Below are 21,127 nucleotides of genomic sequence, written 5' to 3' on the forward strand. Positions count from 1 at the left end.
AACCGGTTCTTCCCCGGAAATAATCGAGTAACTCTATGAGAACGCCTTATCTGTCATTAAATATAATCTTTATTATCCTGCTGTCGGCCGTTATCTTCCCCCGGAAGGGAGTATCCCAGGCAAATGAACCTGAAGAGAGCAGGAGAGTAAGAGATGCAATCTATTATAATATTGACCAGGGCTTCTCATGGGGATTGCTGACCGATGACAGGATGTCAAACCTGCATTACCAGGGACCCGGTGCAATACTGAATTTTGCGCGACGGGCTCACAGGCCGCGGTATATTGCCGAGTGGAGTTTTGCCAGATTAAGGTATAACTACTCAACACCCTCTCATAAAGGCACTGTGGTAGAAAATCCTGCTGCCGGAATAAGATATATGCACCTCCGGAAAATATATACGCCAGAAAGCTATAACATCTATATCGGGGGGCAGGTTAATGTGTTCGGCAATTTCAGGCTTGCCGGAAGGCTGGGTAATTCATACCTCTATGCAGATTTGGTTGGTGAGATCAGGCCCCAGGCCGGGTTTCATACCCACAGCCGGTTCTTATGGCGGGACTGGAATATTGAGCTTTCGGCTGCAGCAAGTCTCCTGGGATATACCGTCAGGATACCGGAATACGGGGTAAGCTTTGAACTGGGAGAAGACGGCGGAGTTAAAACACAGGGGTTTGAACAGCAGGTCCTTCTGCCATACAATTATGTGAATGTAACAACAGGGGTTTTCATCAGGGAAAAATTCGGGGGAGAATCCAATCCCAACTGGTTCAGGGTTGGATATCTATGGGACTATTACACTATGAAGGGAAAACATAACCTTAACACAAATAACGCATTGCACCAGCTTGTCCTGGAGTTGTATTTCATGGTCAGGCAGTAGCGGAGAATTTACCAATGATGGATATAAAACCGGAAAAAGTGCCAAAACAGCGGCAAATCACAATGAGCATCGGGATCACCAGCCTGCTGGTAACGCTGCTGATGGCATCATGTGAAAAGATCCTTATCAGACCTGATGCAGGGGACGATCCTGTATCGGTATTTGAAGAGATATGGACCTTTACTGACAGGCACTACTCCTTCTTTGAATACAAGGGAGTGGACTGGAGAAGCATATACAGCAGTTACCGGCCGCGAGTGCGCGATGACATGGGACCGGTAGAGCTTTTCGATCTCTGTGCAGCAATGCTTTATGAACTGAAAGACGGCCATGTTAACCTGGTTAGCTCATTTGACAGGTCACGTTACTGGGAGTGGTATCTCGACAGTCCCGAAAATTTCAGCTATGACCTGATTGAGAGAAACTATTTCAGGGGCAGGCAGAGATATATCGGTCCGTTTCATTTCGTTCCCATAGGTGATGTGGTATATATGTATTATCCAAGCTTTGCCAGCGGAATAAGTGATAACAGCATTGACATAATCCTGGCTAACCTTAAAAACAAAAAAGGACTTATCATTGATGTGAGAAATAACGGTGGGGGAAGTATCGAGAATGCCAGGAAGCTGGTTTCCAGGTTTACTGATGAAAAGAGGCTTGTCGGATACAACCATGTAAAGACCGGGCCCGGCCATGAGGATTTCAGGAAACAGGAAATCTATATAGAGCCACATGAAGGAGAAAGGTACACGGGCAATGTAGTTGTGCTGACCAACCGCCGGAGTTACAGCGCAACTACCTATTTTACACAGTATATGAAGGCACTGCCAAATGTTACGGTTATTGGCGATACTACAGGCGGGGGCGGCGGCATGCCTGCCTTTCACGATCTTCCAAACGGCTGGCTCCTGAGAGTTTCAAGCTCCAGGTTCTACGGCCCTGGAAATATAAGTATCGAATCGGGTGTGGCTCCGCACATAAAGGTTGACATGACCGAAGATTCCATATCCGAAGGAAAGGATGACGTAATTGAAAGAGCTGTCAGCCTGCTTAACGGGAGAACCTGAAAAACACAAAAAAATGGATAACCTTTTGGAAGCTGCCGTTATCTTAAGGAGGATCTTTCTTCTGGTTATCACAGTTTACCTCATAATAGCTGCTTTACTCTACTTTTTCCAGGAGAGCCTCATCTTCTTCAGGCAGCCGCTCAATGCCGGCCGTCAACAGTATATTGAACAGAATTACAAACAAGTTGAAGAGGTGGGGCTTAAAACCCATGATGGAAAGGATCTGCATGGCTGGCTGGTAAAAAGCGACGGCAATGGTCCGTCACCTTTGCTAATATACTTTGGCGGAAACGCCGAAGAAGTATCATGGATGATCGAAGAGGCTGGCGGACTCAAGGGATGGTCGGTGCTTCTGATGAATTACAGGGGTTATGGCAAGAGCACCGGGAGGCCGGGAGAAACTGCCCTGCTTGGTGATGCCCTGCTTCTTTACGATGTTTTCTCAAACCGGGATGACATTGACAGAAATAACATAGCGGTCATGGGCAGGAGCCTGGGAACAGCAATGGCGGTTCACCTTTCTGCTAGGCGTGATGTGTCAAAAACAGTTCTTGTCTCACCTTTTGGCAGCATGGCCAATATTGCAAGGGAGAACTTCCCTTTCATACCCGTAAGAATACTCATGCGGCAAAAATTTCATGTACTTCCCTTTGCACAGGAGGCTTATAATCCGATGCTGACGCTTGTTGCATCAAACGACAATATTGTGCCGGCAAGACACTCAAAAATGCTTTATGAAGCATGGCAGGGTGCAAAATCCTATCATGTTATCCGGAATACCAATCACAACACTATATCGGCAAACCCTGCATTCTGGGAATATGTAACTGCTTTTCTGGAGAGAGCCGGCAGTCCGGATTTATAAATATTAAAAACCAAACGAAAATGAAGCCAAAACAAACAAAAACAATCAGCAGGAGAAGCTTTATCGGGAAAACATCTGCTGCCATAGCGGGACTGACCTTTGTCCCTTCACATGTAGTATCAGGACTTGGCCATACTGCACCTTCCGACAAACTCAATATTGCCGCTATCGGAATAGGCGGGATGGGAAGGAGTGTGCTGAGCCATGTGGCCGGATCAGAAAATATTGTTGCGCTTTGTGACGTGGACTGGAACGAGGCAACAATAAGGGTTTTTGAGACATACCCCGGAGCAAGGCGTTACAGGGATTACCGGGTCATGCTGGACGAAATGAAAGAGATTGATGCGGTTATTGTGGCAACTCCCGACCACACTCACGCAGTGGCAACCATGGAAGCAATAAAACGAGGCAAGCATGTCTACACGGAAAAACCCCTGACAAAAACAATATACGAAGCAAGGATGCTGACAGAAGCAGCAAGAAAGCACAATGTCGCCACACAGATGGGCAACCAGGGACAGGCAGGCGACTGGCCGAGAAGACTTCGTGAAATGATAAGCGATGGTGTCATAGGCGATATTCGTGAGGTTCATGTATGGACCGACCGCCCGAACAGGGGACTATCCGACACCTACTGGCCACAGGGTGTATCACGCCCATACGAGACTCCCCCGGAGCCGGCAAGCCTTGACTGGGACCTGTTCGTAGGGCCGGCGCCCATGCGTCCTTACCACCGGGCTTATCACCCGTTCCGCTGGAGAGGCTGGTGGGACTTCGGGACAGGTGCACTTGGCGACATAGGTTGCCACTCATTTGACCCCGTTTTCCGGGCACTGAGGCTGAGATACCCAACCTCTGTACAGGCTGTTTCAACACTGGTGAATGATGAAACTTTTCCGCTCGGGTCAATAGTCACCTACGACTTTCCCGGACGGGAACAAATGCCTGCCCTGAGGCTGACCTGGTATGACGGGGGAATCAGGCCTCCCCGTATCCCCGGGATTGATCCGGGCATACAGATGGGTGCAGGCGGAGTCCTCTACGTCGGCGATCAGGGTTTGATCCTTGGAAACCGTATTTTACCGGAATCACTGGATGAGTCTTATAATAGGCCTGAGCCATGGATCCCCTCATCCCCTGGCCACCACAAGGAGTGGACAGATGCCTGTAAGGGCGGGGCGCCTGCTGGTTCGAATTTTGATTGGGCGGGGCCCCTTACCGAAACCGTGTTGCTTGGCAACATAGCGCTCAGGCCCGAGTTGAGGGAAACACTCAGCTACCGCCCACTGGAGTTCGACCCGGTAAACATGCGTTTTACCAATCTGCCGGAAGCTGACCGGTTCCTGCACTATGAATACAGGGAGGGATGGGAACTATAATACCGGTGGATTCAGGTGCCTGATTAACATAGGTTAGGTGCGGATAATGTATCTCCGCACCAATCCGCTCAGTATGAGGATAACTGCAAATGCAACCATTGACCACTTTAGCGTGGTGAAGATGCTTGTTGCAATTGCCAGTCCGCTATTCCATTCAGGCCATGCTGAAAGCATCATAAGAATACCTGTATTTTCCAGATAGTCTGCAGCTATTATCAATAAAGGCTGCAGTGAAAGGCGGGGATTGCGCCACAACAGATAAATTCCAAAGCCAAGCAGCAGAGAATATATTACCGGATAGGCAAAATCGATCAGCAGCAGTCCCCTGATATAGTTTTGCCTGGTCTGTTCACTGTAGGAAGCTATCATCTCATAAGCTTCGGCTGGACTGTAGGCAAACATAACATCAAGGGGCTTCACCCCCTGCCCCGCCGGCATCAGGAGCGGGAAAAGCAGGAAATTTACGATCAACACAATTGCAAACAGCAATGTCAGGATGTAAGGGCGCGCATACTTCCTGAGAATAGTCTCCGTCTTCATTTTCAGTTAATATTAAAACCCGTACCCCGGTTAAAGCCTGATCTGATTTCTACCATATGGCACAAAAAAATGGCGCGTAATGTTTAATCCTGCAGTATCATAACAGGATCTCCCCAACATTTCCTGCAACCTCGACAGCCACGTTCCGGCCCTTTCCAGAAAAGATCACCTTCCCCGATTTCCTCTCCGTCAGGGAAACGTCCATTTCTGACGACATGCTTTCTTCAATCCTGCCGTCCATATGGCCGCTTAAAGGTGATGCAAGAGCTGTTGCTGTATCGCGAAAAACAACCATCTCCAGCAGGTAAGTTTTGTTCTGCAAAACAATTTCCACCATACCTTCTTCAACAGCTACTTTTTTTAATGATGAGCCGTTGTATGTTGTAAACCTTATAAGCCTGTCATGCAGCCATACGCCGGATATAAACCCTGTGAAAGAACCGCTCAGCCAGGGTATCTTGGCAATTGAGGTTTTTAGGGAAACCCCGGGTTCAGAAAAGTGATTGGACTGAATCCATATATAGCCTTCAGGGAAAGAGCTGCCCCAATCCTTCTCAATATATCCCCTGCCACCTGTAAAATCAATCTTTTTTCCGGAGTATTCAAGCACGCCATCAATTGAGTGATCCATGCTTACAATCCCATGATAACACTGCATGAAGGGTGCAAATGTATATGGGCCCATAATACCCGGCGAATACCATGGTTTGGGCCAGGGAACATTTCCTGAAAAGTTAAGCTCCCCCCTTAGTCCCGGCAAGTCGAGTGATGCAGATCCCGCCGAGAAATGATTGCTGCCGATAACTACACTGAAATTTTCTGAGGATGGGATAAACTCAGAGAAATCAAACCTGTGATAATCTGCTTTTTTTCTGAATCCATCAAGGACCTGGACAAATGCATGACGGTTTCCGTCTTTATCCATTGCCACCCCGGGAATAATTGCAAAGGCGCTTTTCTCATCAGAGCTCAACACCTTGAAATACCAGCCTTCAAAATATGACCGGTTCCTTCCCCACCCCTGGTAAATTTCAGGATTGAAGAGAGACCTTAGCCTTCTGAATACAGTCATCCTTCGCCCTCCTTTCTGAACCAGTGGCCTTTGCTCGTGCCTGAAGTTATAAATACTTGCTCGCTCATATGATTATTTTTAAAATTACCAGTCCACACAAAGTTATTCTAAAATTATGTAATTGTCTTCATTAATAACTGCCCATGGAAGCTGCATCGGGATCTGATCAGCGAAAGGAAAAATTCAGCCAGGCTGTGGAATTATTCCACAATTCAGATTACAATCCCGCATATACATAATAGTTGCGGCTTCAATGCCAGGTGCCAAATATTTATACAAGACTCCTATAAGACTGTACAATAACCTTTTAAGTACATGCGTTATCATATAGAAGTTACAAGTCTTATTTTTTGGCACAATTATTTACCCTTATAAATGGCAATATCCACCAGTAAATTATAAAAAGTCGCATCACAATCTAATATTAACCCTAAAACCGGAGTATTATGAAGAAAATGATGATGAAATTCTTTCCCTTTCTGGGAATAATGCTTCTGCTTACCGGTTGTCCCGGAACAGTAGAAGAGATCGCTGAGGTAACGGAGCCTCTGCCGAGGCCCAATGTTGCAGTTCTGGTGGCCGAAGGCTTTCATGACGGTGAAGCTTACATGCCTATTGGCTACCTGACTAACCAGGGGATGGATATTACGGTTATCGGACCGGAAACAGGTGTGGTAAAGGCTTATAACAGTGACTTTACCATCGGCATTGAAAGAGCTGTTGCAGATGTTTCTGTCGACCAGTTCGATGCACTTGTACTACCCGGAGGAACAGCACCATCTGTCCTCAGAGAGATCCCTGAAGTTGTTGAGTTTGCCAGGGAATTCTTCGAAACCGGCAGGCCAGTGGCAGCAATATGCCATGGGCCCCAGGTCCTTGTCACCGCCGGAGTGCTTGACGGACTCACCTGTACCGCGGTTGGCGGGATCCAGGATGAGATCGAGGGAGCAGGTGCAACCTATGTTGACGAGGCCCTTGTGATTGACGGTCACCTGATCACCTCGCGAACCCCGCCTGATCTGGCAGTTTTCAGCCAGGCAATAGCAGAAGCAATAAACGAATCTTTTGATCCGACCGTGCCACGGGCAATTCCGCCCTATCCGGGAATGTAAGACAAGTCTGTTTGCATCCTGACCGGCAGACCCAAATCGCCCCGGGCAGGCCCGGGTCCTGTCCGGCTGACCGTAGTCCTGTCTGGCAGACCCAAATCGCCCCGGGCAGGTCCGGGTCCCGTCTGGCAGACCGTAGTCCTGTCTGGCAGACCCAAATCGCCCCGGGCAGGTCCGGGTCCCGTCTGGCAGGCCCGATGCCCGTCAGGGCACACCGGAACCAGGAGTACCGCACTAACAAAACTATAAACCGGAACCTCTTAAAAGGGGGCTTCCGGTTTTTTATTTTTATTTCGCTTAATTTTACATAAAATTATGACATATGGATAAAACGGAAACCTGGCCAGGAAGGCCCTATCCTTTGGGTGCCAGGTACGACGGCAAAGGTGTCAACTTCGCACTGTTTGCCGAAAACGCATGGGGAGTTGAGCTTTGCCTGTACGACAATGACGGAGCTGAGACAAACCGCATTAAAGTGGTGGAGCGGACCCATAACAGCTGGCATGTATATATACCCGGACTGAGACCGGGCCAGCAGTACGGCTATAGGGTGCACGGTCCCTATGAGCCGGAAAAAGGCCTGAGGTTCAACCCTAACAAGCTTCTTATCGACCCCTATGCCAAAGCACTTAACGGAACAGGTAAGTGGAATAACGCCCTGTTCGGATATGAGATCGGGCATGAAAAGGGAGATCTGTCATTCAGCAAGACCGACAGCGCCCCTTACGTGCCCAAATGCGTTGTGATTGACGACCATTTTGACTGGGAAGGCGACACCCTGCTTAAGATACCCCTGAATAAAACAGTTATTTACGAGCTGCATGTTAAGGGGTTTACCAGGCTTCATAAAGCCATACCCGAAGAGTTGCGGGGCACGTATGCCGGACTTGCACACCCCGAAACGATATCCTATCTGCAGAAACTGGGCGTAAATGCAGTTGAGCTGATGCCGGTTCACCAGTTTGTCAACGACAGGCATCTGATTGACAATAACCTGACCAACTACTGGGGATACAACAGCATCAATTTCTTCGCCCCCCATCCTGCCTACAGCGCCAGCGGCGGCGGCGGACAGGAGCAGGTGAGCGAATTCAAGGATATGGTCAGGGAACTGCACAAGGCAGGGATTGAAGTGATCATAGATGTGGTGTACAATCATACAGGAGAAGGCAACCACCTGGGTCCCACAATAAGCTTTCGCGGAATTGACAATATGTCATACTACAGGCTTATGGAGGATGACCGCAGGCACTACATGGACTATACAGGAACAGGAAATACCCTCAACACCGTTCACCCTACAATTCTGAGGCTTATCATGGACAGCCTGCGATACTGGGTAACCGAGATGCATGTCGACGGTTTCAGGTTTGATCTTGCAACAGCGCTGGCCAGGGAGTTCAGCGACGTGGACAAGTGGGGTTCATTTTTTGACGTGCTTCACCAGGATCCCGTGCTGTCGCAGGTTAAGCTCATAGCTGAACCCTGGGATATAGGCGAGAACGGTTACCAGGTTGGCAACTTCCCTGCCGGCTGGCTGGAGTGGAACGGCAGGTACAGGGACAGCATGCGCGAATTCTGGAGGGGTGAGAATGAGATGCTACCCGAATTTGCAAACCGCATAACGGGAAGCTCGGACCTCTATTTCGATGACTGGCGCAGGCCGGTGGCCAGCATCAACTTCATTACCGCACATGACGGGTTTACACTGCGGGACCTGGTATCATACAACAACAAACACAACGATGCCAACAAGGAAGAGAGCAAAGACGGCGAGGACCATAACCGTTCGTGGAACTGCGGGGTGGAAGGTGAAACCGGTGATGAAAAGATCATCAGCCTCCGGAAAAAACAGGTAAGGAACTTCCTGGCAACCCTGTTTCTCTCACAGGGCATTCCCATGCTGCTTGCCGGCGACGAAATGTGGCGCACCCAGAAAGGGAACAATAATGCCTATTGCCAGGATAACGAAATATCGTGGGTGGATTGGGACCAAACCGATGGGCAGATGGTTAAGTTTGTGTCCGGACTAATACGTTTAAGGCTCGAACATCCCGTCTTCTGCCGTACCAGGTGGTTCAGGAGCGAACCTGTAAACGGTGCAAGGGTTAAGGATATTGAATGGTTCCTTCCGGAGGGCAATACCATGAGCCTTGAGCACTGGAACACCTCATTTGCCAAATCGATAGGTGTGTTCCTTTCGGGCGAGGGGATCATAAGCCGCGACCCGAGGGGGAACAGGATAGTGGATGACAGTTTTTACCTGATGTTCAACGCTCATGACGACACCGTCATATTCAGGCTGCCCACTGAGGAATACGGAAACTCCTGGCAAAAAGTGATCGATACGCACGATTGTTTTGTTTCGGAGGAGGGAGGCCCGGAATATGGATCCGGAAACGAGATTTATCTTGACGGGCGTTCGGTGGTGCTGCTGATGTGCAAAAAGAAGTAAAACACCATGACATTGAAATGATCAGCCTTTTAAGGATTACTCAACGGCACAGTTATTTTAAACCCCAAGATAATGCTTAAAGCCCCCCTGGAAAATAGAGAGCTTGGGATGACCCTCCTGCCTGAAGGAGGCGCCAGTTTCCTGTTCTGGTCGCCGGCAGCATCCAAAGCTGCCATTGAGGTAGAGAACAAGGGCCTGTTCCAGCTTGACAGTAAGGAGCATGGTTATCATGAAGGCCTGCTTGCCGGCATAGAGGCGGGCGACAGGTACATGGTTGTGATTGACGGTAAAACAAAAATACCCGATCCGGTTTCACTTTATCAGCCCGAGGGGGTGCATTCACAATCGGAGGTGGTTGACCTGTCCCGGATAACACGGTCTGTTGCTGCCGGACCGGGTAGAGAGGTTGGGGGACTGGTAATTTATGAGTTGCATACAGGGACATTTACCCCGGAAGGCTCCTTCGAAGGCATTATTAAAAAGCTGGACTACCTGTCCGCTTTGGGCATAAACGCCATAGAGCTGATGCCGGTGGCACAGTTTCCGGGAACCCGTAACTGGGGATATGACGGAGTGTATCCCTTCGCAGTACAGAACTCTTACGGGGGGCCGGAAAAATTGGCCCGGTTAGTGAATGAGTGCCACAAAAAGGATATTGCAGTAATACTTGATGTGGTTTACAACCACCTGGGTCCCGAAGGAAATTATCTTCCGGCCGCAGGACCCTATTTTACCGGAAAATACACAACCCCTTGGGGCAGCGCTCTCAACTTTGACGACAGGTGGTCTCACGGGGTGCGGAGATACTTCATAGAGAATGCTCTTATGTGGCTGAGGGATTATGGTGTGGACGGACTGCGCCTTGATGCCGTGCACGCCATATGGGATTTCGGGGCCAGGCATTTCCTTGCCGAGCTTTCTGATCATGTTGCCGGACTGAACCGGTTAACCGGCAGAAATCACTTCCTTATAGGCGAGTGCGACCTTAACGATTCAAGATATATCACTTCCGCCGGGGAAGGCGGAATGGGCCTGGACTGCCAGTGGTGCGACGAGTTTCACCACGCCCTCCATGCCAGGCTTACCGGTGAACGGCAAGGCTATTATTCCGATTTCGGCACAACATCACACCTGGTTGATGCATATAACAACGCATATGTCTATGACGGCCGGTATTCGGAATACCGCAAAAGGATCTTTGGCAGTTCAGCAAAAGGAATACCGGGTGACAGGTTTGTAGTTTTTACCCAGAACCATGACCAGGCGGGCAACAGGATGCTGGGTGAGAGGACCGGCACATTGCTCGGTTTTGAATCCCTCAAGCTGGCAGCCGGTGTAATGTTTGTAAGTCCGTTCATACCAATGTTGTTCATGGGCGAGGAGTACGGCGAGAAAAACCCTTTTCTCTATTTTACCAGCCACGGCGACAAGGATCTGATCACGGCCGTAAGGGAGGGACGGAAAAGGGAGTTTGCCGATTTTATTGGCAAGGGCGAACCACCCGATCCGCAGTCCCCGCAAACATTCAAAAGATCACTGCTATCATGGGATATTGACGGTGATGATAAAAAACAGAAACTTCTGGCGTTTTACAAAAAGATGATTGAACTGAAAAAGACCCACCCTGACCTTAAACCGGGAGGCCGTGATCATGTAAGGGCTGCCGAAGCTGCCAATGGTGATATGGTGGTTATCAGGAGTGCAGGGCTGACAGTGCTTATAAACTTTTCTGTGAAGTCCGGCAATCTGCCGGTAGCCGGGGGTCCTTCAGGTTCGTGCAATATTTTGCTCTATTCGGCACACCAAAGGTGGGGAGGACCTGTAAGTGAGTTCGCCTCGCTGCTCGACGAAAAGGGTTCACTTATGATTGAACCACAGTCAATAATGATATTGTCGGATTAATAAACTGCCCCGCCGTCTTTAACAAAAAAAACCTATACAATGTACAATCCGGTCTCAAGCTACAGGATACAGTTCAACAGTTCATTCACCCTGGATGACCTTGAGCATTATCTGGCATACCTGGTCAGGCTGGGCGTAAAAAGCATTTATGCCTCCCCGGTATTCAGGGCCACACCCGGCAGCAGCCACGGATATGACGTCACAGATCCGCTGTCGGTCAATCCTGAAACAGGTACTGATGATGAGCTGCAGCGGTTGTCACTTATGCTCAAAGAAAATGGCATGGGCTGGATCCAGGATATTGTCCCCAACCACATGGCCTATCATCCTGACAATCGCTGGATATGGGACCTTCTTGAAAAGGGGCCTGCCTCTGAATACGCCGGAATGTTTGATGTTGAACCGGAAGTGGCCGGAGGAAAAGAAAAATTAATGCTGCCATTCCTGGGAAGCACAGCCGACAGGGCGATCCACAAACTCGAACTGCAGGTGGTCCTGCACCGGGGGAGTATCGCTGTAAAATACTTTGACAACCTCTACCCCGCAAGTTTCGAATCATTCCGGTCACTCCTCACATCTGGCCTCAAAGAGGCACCCGACTGCCTGAAGCTTGTATGGAACAGGTACAGGCTGCAGGAAATGGAGGCCGACAGAGATTTCCTTAACGGAGATTGGGAGGTCATCAAAGATGAGATCGCGGGTTTTTGCGAGTCCGATCCTGAAATGCAGGCCTGGGCCGCCAGGATACTCAAGAAGATAAACAGCAGTCCCCCTTCAATAATCACATTCCTTGATCAGCAGCACTACGAGCCCTGTTACTGGAAAGAGACCTCTGACCGCATCAACTACAGGAGGTTCTTCACAGTCAACGGCCTGATCTGCCTCCGGAGCGACAATAGAGAGATGGTGGAAAAACACCACGCCCTTATCCGTGAGCTGGCGGGACGGGGAGTTATTGACGGGTTGAGGGTGGATCATGTCGACGGACTTGCCGGTCCCGCCCAATACCTGCACACCCTGAGGGAAATAGCCGGCAGTAACAAGTATATCGTGGTTGAAAAGATTCTGGAACGGGGTGAAAAGATTCCCGGTAAATGGCAGGTGGAGGGGACCAGCGGGTACGACTTCCTGGCCCTGGTGAACAACCTCATGGTAAACAGGAGAGGCTACACCTGGATGAAAAAGTTTTACCGCAGATTCACCGGTGAAAAGGCAGACCCGGGCGACATTATTTACGAATGCAAAAAGCTTATCCTGGAAACTCACATGAATGGAGAAACCCGGAATATCTTCAAAATGTTCGAAGAGCTTTCCGGCTGTGCGAAAGAGATGGGTGTAGGAGACTGGCACGGCAGAAAGGATATCACCCCCGGTTCAATGAAAGAGGCCTTGTGCGAATTCATGCTGGCGTACCCGGTTTACCGGCTGTACCCGGAAGAGTATCCCCTGCCCCGGGAAATCCGGCAACCGGCAGCACAGATCTTCAGCATGGCCCTGAAAAGAAACAGGCATCTTAAGAATGAGTTACATATACTGGAAAAGATGATGCTGGCTGAAAAAGCCGGCGAACGTTACTTCAGCCTCCTGAATGAGTTCTTCACGCGCCTCAACCAGTATACCGGTCCCCTCTCGGCCAAGGGGGTGGAAGACACCGCCATGTACCGTTACAGCTGCTTTATTGCCGGTAACGAGGTCGGCGACCACCTGTATGACAGGGGCATGGCGGCAGAAGATTTTCACAAGGCAATGTCGGAAAAGCTTGAAGAAAACCCCCTTGCAATGAACTGCACCTCGACCCACGACACAAAACGTGGTGAGGATGTGCGGGCCAGGCTTAACGCGCTGGGTGATCTGTACAGAGAATGGAAAAAACTGGTTGCAAAATGGGAAAGACACAACCGCAAGCTCAAAAAGGAGGTCCCTGCAAGATCATCCGATGCTCAAGGCAGCAGCACTAAAGCGATGGCAAGGCCGGGTATGGGAAAGATCGAAATGATTAAGCAGCAGACTGAAAAAGAGATCCACTCCGGTAAGGAGCCTGCAATGATTACTGCTCCGTCGGCCGTCGAGGAGTATTTCATATACCAGACCATCGCCGGCACATTACCGTTTGACGGAAACCCCGATAATGATTATAAAAAACGGATTGACGAATACATAATGAAGGCCCTGCGGGAGGCAAAACAGAACAGCTCATGGGAGGAGCCCGACGAACAGTACGAAAGGGCGGTATGCAGCTTCGCCGGTTCGCTGCTGAAACCCGGCAGCACTTTCTTTAAAACCCTGCTGCCTTTCCACGGGAAGCTGGCCGCCGCGGGAATTGTAAATTCCCTGTCACAGCTATCACTTAAATGCTGTTCGCCCGGCATACCCGACATTTACCGTGGCACCGAATTGTGGGATCTCAGCCTCGTTGATCCCGACAACAGGAGGCCTGCAGACCTGGGAATGCTTGATGAAATGCTCACCCGGATAACCGGTGCATGGCACCGCGATAAAAAGAAGACAACAACGAAACTCCTTTCAAAGGCGGGTGACGGCCGGATAAAATTATTACTCACATCACTACTTCTGAATATCAGGAAGCAGGACCCGGACCTGTTCACCGCCGGCGACTATATACCGCTTGCAACAGCCGGGAGGCTGGCCAACAGGATATTGGCATTCGCCCGCAAACGGGGTAACAGGTGGCTGCTCTGCATAGTCCCCATTCACGCCGGTGCGCAGCCAATATTGAAAGGGAAGGGCAATATCAGGCCATCCGCATGGAAAGACACCCGCATTATACTTCCGGCAGGAGCGCCTGTGAAGTGGGAAAACCGTTTCACCGGACAGGAGACCGAAACCGTGGAAAACACTGATGACCGGCTGCAGGGCTTTATCCCTGTAAAGGAGCTGTTCAGCGACCTTCCCGTGGCGGTACTCAGCGGCAGCACCCTCGTTTCCGGGCGCAGTGCAGGCATCCTGCTTCATATATCCTCCCTTCCGGGGAGATACGGGACAGGAGACTTCGGCAGGGAGGCCCGCCGGTTCGTTGATTTTCTCTCCAGGGCATCGCAGACTTACTGGCAGACCCTGCCACTTTCGCCGGTTACGGCCATGCAGGCCTGGTCACCCTACTCATCGCCCTCAGCCTTTGCGCTCAACACCCTGCTTATTGACCCCGAGCAATTGTACTTCGGGGGACTTATCAGGGAGTCTGACCTGGAAGCGGGAGCTTTCAGGAAAAGTGACAAGGTCAACCACAAGAGAGCCGGTGAATTCAGGGCCGCGCTTCTTGAAAAGGCCTGGGAAAATGCGAGGGAAACACCGGAAAGTGAACTTTACATCCAGTTTGAAGAATTTTGCCGCAAGGAGGCCTACTGGCTCGACGATTACAGCCTGTTCACCGCTATCAGCGCTAACAGGGGCGGCAACCCCTGGTACAGGTGGCCCGCCCCGCTGAGGGACCGTCATGAAAAAGCTATGAAGACCCTTCGGTACGAGCTGGCAGACAAGATCATGCCGGTCAGGTTCAGCCAGTTCATAGCATACCGCCAGTGGATGAGCCTGAAACAATATGCCAACGCAAAGGGTATCCGCATCTTCGGCGACATCCCGTTCTACGTAAGCTACAACAGCGCCGACGTGTGGGCAAACAGGCCGCTCTTCAACCTCCGCGAAAGCGGTAAAATGAAAACCGTGGCCGGAGTGCCACCCGACTATTTCGACAGTAACGGGCAACTGTGGAACATGCCGGTATATGACTGGCAACGGCTGAAGGATACCGGCTACGAATGGTGGCTCAGCAGGCTTGCGAAGAACCTTGAGCTGTTCGACCTGCTGCGCCTCGACCACTTCAGGGCTTTCTCGGCTTTCTGGGAGGTGCCGGCTGGAAGCAGAACGGCTGCAGGTGGAAAATGGACCAGGGGACCCGGCGCCGGGTTCCTGGAAGCTGTAAAGGATAAGTTCCCGTCAATGCCCTTTGTGGCGGAAGACCTTGGAGACATAGACAGCGATGTGTATGAGCTGAGGGACATGTTCGGACTGCCGGGCATGCAGGTATTGCAGTTCAGCTTCGGCCGCGACATGGCATCCAGTATCCATACACCCCATAACCATAAGGTTAATTCACTGGTCTATACGGGTACGCACGATAACAACACCATCCGGGGCTGGTTTGATAGTGAGCTCGACAAGGCAGGAAAAGCGAGGCTTGCAGATTATGCGGGCCGGAGAGTGAAAGGCGCTGATGTCCATCACGTGCTCACCAGGATGGCCCATGCCTCTGCAGCTGCCACCGCCATCGTACCGTTCCAGGATTATATGGGACTGGGACGCCGGGCGCGGATAAACACCCCTGCAACAGCCCGCGGCAACTGGCAGTGGAAACTGAAGGACCTCTCGCCCTGCAACGATCTGGAGGATACCGTCAGCAGGCTTACAGTCTTATATAACAGGGGCATGAACGACCTCGCGGAAACATAAAACACGCGGCCGACAGCATCTTTGAGCAGACAGGGACAGCCGCCATATACTTGTCGGGAGCTGAAAGTTGCGGCACATATAAAAAGTTTTCATACATTCGCAAATCTAAAGCTGTTGGCAGAAAAACATTGTGAAAAATGGCCCCCGATAACAATACCAAAGGTAGAAGAAACCTGAAGCCATGGCAGAAGAAGATGCATGAGGTCATTTTCGAGGCCGAAACCTTCTACGGACGCCTGTTTGACGAGATACTGCTCGGGATGATCCTGCTCAGTATCGTAGTCGTGATGATGGAGAGCATTGCAGATTTAAGGGCTGCATACGGCCGGGAGCTGAATGCCGCAGAATGGTTTTTCACCCTTGCCTTTACCATTGAATATGGCCTGCGAATATCCTGTTCCGCCAACCCGAAGAAGTATATCTTCAGCTTCCTTGGCGTTGTCGACCTTCTTGCCATAATACCCACATATATTGCAGTCATCCTTCCCGAGGCACAGCCCTTTATTGTAATACGGGGCATCAGGCTGCTGAGGATCTACCGTATCCTTAAGCTATACAGGTTTATGCGTGCCGGGCACCTGCTGCTGCTGGCCATCCGGAACAGCTTTCGCAAGGTGTTGATATTCATGATGTTTATCCTTATACTGGTGATAATGCTCGGAAGCATCATGTACGTGGTAGAGCATGGAGACAATGGTTTCTTCAGTATACCGCTGAGCATTTACTGGGCTGTGATCACCCTGACCACCGTAGGCTATGGTGACATTGTACCGGTAACTGACCTGGGAAAGTTCATCGCAACGTTCATCATGCTTCTGGGTTACAGCATAATAGCCATCCCTACAGGTATTGTTTCCGTCGAGATATCCCGCTCATTCGGCGACCGCTACAGGAAAAGAACCGTCTGCAAATATTGTGACGAGCCCAACCACGAGCCCGAGGCCAATTTCTGCAAGATTTGTGGAGCAAGAATGGAATAGGCTGATCACCTGTCAAGCAAAGAACCGAAATATCTCCAGAAGCTGCGGTGGAAATCCTCTCCGAGATCTCCCGGATACAGGTCAAGGAATGAATGCTCTGCCTCCTCCCCCGGCCTGAAGGTGATCCTGCTCTCCCTGTCGTACAGGCTGGTAACCTCGGGATGAAACTGGATACCTATCACATTGGGGTACCTGGAATGCTCGATCGCCTCAACCACCTTGTTGTCCATGCACCAGGCGGTAACCCGGTAACCTTTGCCGATCAGATCGAGCGCCTGGTGATGCGAGCTGAGGATAAAAGGGGTGTTGCCATTCCCGCCGGCCACCGCTTCCATATGACTCTCCGGTTCAATTCTTATCCTGTGGAATGTGCGCGCCGCCACATCAGGATCGGTACGGTAGGCTGACCAGTAGTTCCTGTGCTGGAGGTCACCATCCATCGCAAGCACCTGCTCGACCGTGGTCCTGCCGTATATATCAAAGGGTATGTCTTGTATCATGGTGCCGCCGGCAGCCACGTTCATTGTCTGCATCCCCAGGCATATTCCCAGAACAGGCATTCCGGGATCATCCTCCAGGAACGGGACAAAATCCTCATCCTGGTATCCCCCGGTAAGGTGGAAAAGGAATGAGAGTTCCAGGTAATGCCTGTGCGGGTCGGTAACCACCGTAAGCAGGCTCATTTCATGTCCGTATACGGCGGGCGGGATATCCGGCCCGCCGAAAAACACAATCCCCCCGGCCATGTTAAATATCTTCCTGAACACCCCGCTGTTCACATTTTCTGCAAACAGGAATTGAGGGTCAAGCTGAGCCTCTATCTCCATCAGCCTGACATGGCCGAGTCCCTCCTCCCTGATATACCGTTCAGTAAGTGAATAGTCATAATTGCCCTGGCCGCTGTAGACGCCCAGAACAGGCGTTTCAGAACAAACAGGCAGGATGCCCTCAGATGTCAGGTATTGCCAGGTGCCGATATTGGCCACTGTCGGGTGCATTATTACAACATATTTACCAGGAGAGTTTCCCGCTTCCGCGGAAAGAGCCGCTCCCGGGATTGCGATAACCTGGATAAATAATACAAGAACAAGCAAAAAGAAGTGCCTCTTTGACATAATCATGGTTTTTAATTTAATATACTACGACAGGGAGCAGGGCGGGAGCCCCCCCTTTTGTTAGACGCAATATAGTCATAAATTCCTTTACCATGCTGCTGCCCGACAAGCCACAACAGATCAAAGCTGATCGAGGCTGGACAGAAGATCCCTGCCGTACCTCCGGGAAACGGGTATCCTGTAATCCCTTATTACCGCAAGAAGCTGGGTCCTGTAGTACCTGAAGGCCGCAACCTCTTCCATATTGACAAGGTAACTGCGGTGCACCCTTCTGAATCTCCCGGGCGGAAGCAACTGTTCGATACTTTTCAGGGGGAGGTAGATGACCTCCTGGTGACGGTTATCCATAATCATCAGTGAATAACCGCAATCACTCTGGAAGTAAAGGGTGCTTCGAAGAACACCGGGGCGCAAAAACCACTCACTGTTATTATTCATAATGAATGAGCTTTTTATGCCAGGTTCGCTGCCAGGCCTGTTACAATTTTATTTCCTGGAAAACATTTCTCTATTAAATTTAAATGAAAATTCACAATTACCGGAACTAAATCACAAATAAATTGATGAACGGTCAGAATATGCACCTGAGCGGTAAAGAGAAGATTATCCCGGCTGGTAACATAACGACCACTGAGGGCCTAACGGGCCAGTATATGCACCTGAGCGGTAATGAGAATATTATCCCTTCAGCAACACTTTCCGGCAATAGTGAACCGCAACATTTTACCGGGCTACCTGTATAGAACATGTTCTGCAACCAGCTCTGCTTTCTCAAGGGAACCGGAGCATGCAGGCATTTTTCCTTCAGGCCGAAAGGCCGCCATCGCAGGACTTGCTGTCAAGTATTTCCATCAGCATCCCTTTGCGCCTTCTGGAGACAGGTATCCGGGCGCTTCCCGAAATATCGATGGTATCTTCCGCCGTAAGGCATCTCCCGGCAATTCTCAGGTTCACCAGGTAGTTCCGGTGGCAGCGGTAAAACTCCCTTTTGCACAGTTTTTGCTCAACCTTGTTAAGCGGTACCTGCGCCCTGGTATGGCGGCCACCGGAATAGACTATCTCTGTTACGTCATTGTTGTGATAACAGTATATTATCTCATCCCGGTCAATCCTTACGGCACCTGAAGAATCAAACAGCCACAGGCCGGGTACTCCAGGGTTCCGGAATGGCTGCCGCCTGTTACGGTTGGCTGATCTCTTTCTCATTACCTGTAGTTTTTGCAAAACAGTTAATAATATACCGGCCATGCAGATAATTCCGGTCAACGGGCCTGATTGATTTAAGCAACACCTTCCTGTTATAAGGTGCATCCTTTTCTGAAATGTGACACCGGTTTTCACTTGATAACTATGCCTGTTACTATCAACAGTGTTTAATATCCGGGCATATCTATGTGTATATCTGTACCATAACTTTGACAACAGTTGTTATTAACCGGTTTAAACCCTGTTGATAAATTATCTTCCGGCCTGCATGAAAATGGAGCGGGTTTCCCGGCTGGTTGCCGCTCTTTAAGGGTAATGGAAACGGCCCAAAGAATTGCCCGGATCTGGAACTTGTCAGGTACCCCGGCAAAACAAAAATTATGTATCTTGGTGCAGTCAAAACCATATTATGATTCCCCGGAAAAATCCCTGGTCATGATAACACATAATACGCTGACAGGAACATATTGGTTCCGGCACCTGACCTGCATCGCAGTCCTGATAACTATAACCCTGGTTATTACAAACATCAGTCTAAATGCACAAAATGCAACTTGCCTGGAAGGGCTGGATGAATTTATCGAGAAGGGGATGGCGGACTGGGGAATTCCCGGACTTGCAGTTTCGGTGGTAAAGGACGGTGAAATTATCTATGCCAAAGGATTTGGTGTAAGGAAGCTGGGTGATACCGCACCGGTTGATGAACATACAGTATTCGGGGTAGCATCGACCACAAAGGCGATGACAGTTACTGCGCTGGGTATGCTGGTTGACGAAGGCAAGGTCAGTTGGGACGACAGGGTTAGGGATCACCTGCCCTGGTTTGAGCTGTCAGATCCCTGGGCCTCAGATGTTGTAACGGTAAGGGACCTGCTGTCACACCGTGTCGGGATCGGGCGAATGACTGGGAACAGGCTGGTGTTTATGCCCAACAGGGACAGGAAAACAATCCTTGACCATGTCAGGCACCAGCCTTTTGAAATACCTTTCCGGTCAGGTTACCTCTACAGCAATATGATGTATATGGTCGCGGGACTTGTAATTGAGGCCGCAGCAGGGATAAGCTGGGATCAGTTTTTGCCCGAAAGGCTTTTTAAGCCGCTTGGCATGAATTCAGCATCTGTGTCAATAACCAGTATATGCGAACACGACAACGCCGCGTGGCCCCACCAGGAGATCAACGGAACCATTCAGACGATACCCTGGCGCAACTTCGACAATGTGGGACCTGCAGCATCGGTCAATGCATCTGCCATGGATATGGCCAGCTGGATGCTGCTGAACCTGGGTGACCAGGGTGAATATAAAGGAGAGAGACTTGTGAGCAGGCAGGTAATGAATGATATCTTTCAGCCGCAATATGCTTTTCCATCAGCAGACCCCATGCACAGCAATTTCACTGCCTATGCCCTGGGCTGGAACAGCGGTTTCTATGAGGACCACCGGATATTCCAGCATGGAGGTGCCACCGACGGTATTAACTCGATAATTGTCCTGGCCCCCTCACTGGATATGGGGATCTTTGTTGCCGGGAATCTTTTTTGCCAGCTGCGTCCGGCTATAGTCAGCCACATACTGGATAGGGCTCTCGATATTGAAAGGGACCATGACTGGCACGAGTTGTTCCATAAGCAGTATATGGCCGAAAAAGAGACTCTCTTCGAGGCCAGAAAAAAAATCGAAGAAGCAAGGGTGACCGGCACAGTCCCTTCGCTCAAGCCCGAAGCCTACACCGGTATGTACCACGACCCGGTATATGACGATCTCGAAGTGAGGATTAGCAACGACGGCAACCTGGAATTGTGTTTCTGGGGAGATCCTGATATGGTTGCCACCCTGGAGCACTGGCACTTTGACACATTCCTGGCATCATGGCGCAACCCGGCCATGCGTGAAAAGTTCGTCACCTTCGACATTGACCATGAAGGCAGGGCCAGCCGGCTGAATGTTATTTTCACCCTCAGGCCCGACATGATTGAAGTCGGACTGTTCCCGTCCGGTTATACACGCACGGTCAGCTATGAACGTCAGAGCAACCAGTTACAATACAAACAATGAACTTTGAACTACGCTGCATAAACCGCGG

Annotated in this window: 17 protein-coding genes; 12 read left to right on the forward strand and 5 right to left on the reverse strand. The window is 50.3% G+C overall.

Annotated elements, in window-relative coordinates; genetic code table 11:
- Nucleotides 1–35: 35 nt before the first annotated feature.
- Genes EA408_03635 through EA408_03650 form a run of 4 tightly spaced genes read left to right on the forward strand, consistent with a single transcriptional unit; the run spans nt 36 to nt 4,195 of the window.
- Nucleotides 36–884: a hypothetical protein gene (locus EA408_03635; protein TVR73935.1), complete on the forward strand. Its 849-nt coding sequence runs from the start codon at nt 36–38 to the stop codon at nt 882–884.
- A 14-nt stretch (nt 885–898) separates the two neighbouring features.
- Nucleotides 899–1,951, forward strand: coding sequence for a peptidase S41 (locus EA408_03640; protein ID TVR73936.1), 1,053 nt, complete (start codon nt 899–901; stop codon nt 1,949–1,951).
- 13 nt (nt 1,952–1,964) lie between these two features.
- The gene (locus EA408_03645; GenBank protein ID TVR73937.1) at nt 1,965–2,816 is read left to right on the forward strand and encodes a hypothetical protein; all 852 of its coding nucleotides are present in this window, start codon (nt 1,965–1,967) and stop codon (nt 2,814–2,816) included.
- Between the two features lie 20 nt (nt 2,817–2,836).
- Nucleotides 2,837–4,195: a gfo/Idh/MocA family oxidoreductase gene (locus EA408_03650; GenBank protein ID TVR73938.1), complete on the forward strand. Its 1,359-nt coding sequence runs from the start codon at nt 2,837–2,839 to the stop codon at nt 4,193–4,195.
- 33 nt (nt 4,196–4,228) lie between these two features.
- On the opposite strand, the gene EA408_03655 is transcribed toward EA408_03650, so the two are convergent.
- Both EA408_03655 and EA408_03660 read right to left on the reverse strand, forming a co-directional pair.
- Nucleotides 4,229–4,735 (reverse strand): hypothetical protein, encoded by a 507-nt coding sequence (locus EA408_03655; GenBank protein TVR73939.1) that lies wholly within the window; start codon nt 4,733–4,735, stop codon nt 4,229–4,231.
- Nucleotides 4,736–4,832: 97 nt separating this feature from the next.
- The gene (locus EA408_03660) at nt 4,833–5,807 is read right to left on the reverse strand and encodes a hypothetical protein (GenBank protein TVR73940.1); all 975 of its coding nucleotides are present in this window, start codon (nt 5,805–5,807) and stop codon (nt 4,833–4,835) included.
- Nucleotides 5,808–6,295: 488 nt separating this feature from the next.
- Between EA408_03660 and EA408_03665 the strand changes: the two genes are divergently transcribed.
- The 6 genes from EA408_03665 to EA408_03690 all read left to right on the forward strand — a co-directional run bounded on the left by EA408_03665 (nt 6,296) and on the right by EA408_03690 (nt 16,720).
- Nucleotides 6,296–6,919: a type 1 glutamine amidotransferase gene (locus tag EA408_03665; protein TVR73966.1), complete on the forward strand. Its 624-nt coding sequence runs from the start codon at nt 6,296–6,298 to the stop codon at nt 6,917–6,919.
- Nucleotides 6,920–6,930: 11 nt separating this feature from the next.
- Entirely contained in the window at nt 6,931–7,227 is a 297-nt protein-coding gene (locus tag EA408_03670) for a hypothetical protein (GenBank protein TVR73941.1), read from the forward strand.
- Between the two features lie 11 nt (nt 7,228–7,238).
- Entirely contained in the window at nt 7,239–9,371 is a 2,133-nt protein-coding gene (glgX, locus tag EA408_03675; GenBank protein TVR73942.1) for a glycogen debranching enzyme GlgX, read from the forward strand.
- 108 nt (nt 9,372–9,479) lie between these two features.
- The gene (treZ, locus tag EA408_03680; protein TVR73967.1) at nt 9,480–11,273 is read left to right on the forward strand and encodes a malto-oligosyltrehalose trehalohydrolase; all 1,794 of its coding nucleotides are present in this window, start codon (nt 9,480–9,482) and stop codon (nt 11,271–11,273) included.
- 39 nt (nt 11,274–11,312) lie between these two features.
- Nucleotides 11,313–15,740, forward strand: coding sequence for a malto-oligosyltrehalose synthase (gene treY / locus EA408_03685; GenBank protein ID TVR73943.1), 4,428 nt, complete (start codon nt 11,313–11,315; stop codon nt 15,738–15,740).
- A 137-nt stretch (nt 15,741–15,877) separates the two neighbouring features.
- A complete protein-coding gene (locus EA408_03690) occupies nt 15,878–16,720 on the forward strand; it encodes an ion transporter (GenBank protein ID TVR73944.1) in 843 nt (280 codons plus the stop codon).
- A gap of 5 nt (nt 16,721–16,725) precedes the next feature.
- Here EA408_03690 and EA408_03695 read toward each other — a convergent pair whose 3' ends face one another.
- Complete coding sequence (locus EA408_03695; protein ID TVR73945.1) at nt 16,726–17,841, reverse strand: hypothetical protein; 1,116 nt, start codon at nt 17,839–17,841, stop codon at nt 16,726–16,728.
- Between the two features lie 114 nt (nt 17,842–17,955).
- Entirely contained in the window at nt 17,956–18,273 is a 318-nt protein-coding gene (locus EA408_03700) for a LytTR family transcriptional regulator (GenBank protein ID TVR73946.1), read from the reverse strand.
- Nucleotides 18,274–18,398: 125 nt separating this feature from the next.
- Between EA408_03700 and EA408_03705 the strand changes: the two genes are divergently transcribed.
- Nucleotides 18,399–18,578, forward strand: a complete 180-nt coding sequence (locus tag EA408_03705) for a hypothetical protein (protein TVR73947.1) — start codon at nt 18,399–18,401, stop codon at nt 18,576–18,578.
- 61 nt (nt 18,579–18,639) lie between these two features.
- On the opposite strand, the gene EA408_03710 is transcribed toward EA408_03705, so the two are convergent.
- Nucleotides 18,640–19,176, reverse strand: coding sequence for a LytTR family transcriptional regulator (locus tag EA408_03710; protein ID TVR73948.1), 537 nt, complete (start codon nt 19,174–19,176; stop codon nt 18,640–18,642).
- Nucleotides 19,177–19,356: 180 nt separating this feature from the next.
- Between EA408_03710 and EA408_03715 the strand changes: the two genes are divergently transcribed.
- Nucleotides 19,357–21,099, forward strand: a complete 1,743-nt coding sequence (locus EA408_03715) for a serine hydrolase (GenBank protein ID TVR73949.1) — start codon at nt 19,357–19,359, stop codon at nt 21,097–21,099.
- The last annotated feature ends 28 nt before the right edge of the window (nt 21,100–21,127 follow it).

The organism is Marinilabiliales bacterium, from assembly GCA_007695015.1.
Classification (GTDB): Bacteria; Bacteroidota; Bacteroidia; order Bacteroidales; family PUMT01; genus PXAP01.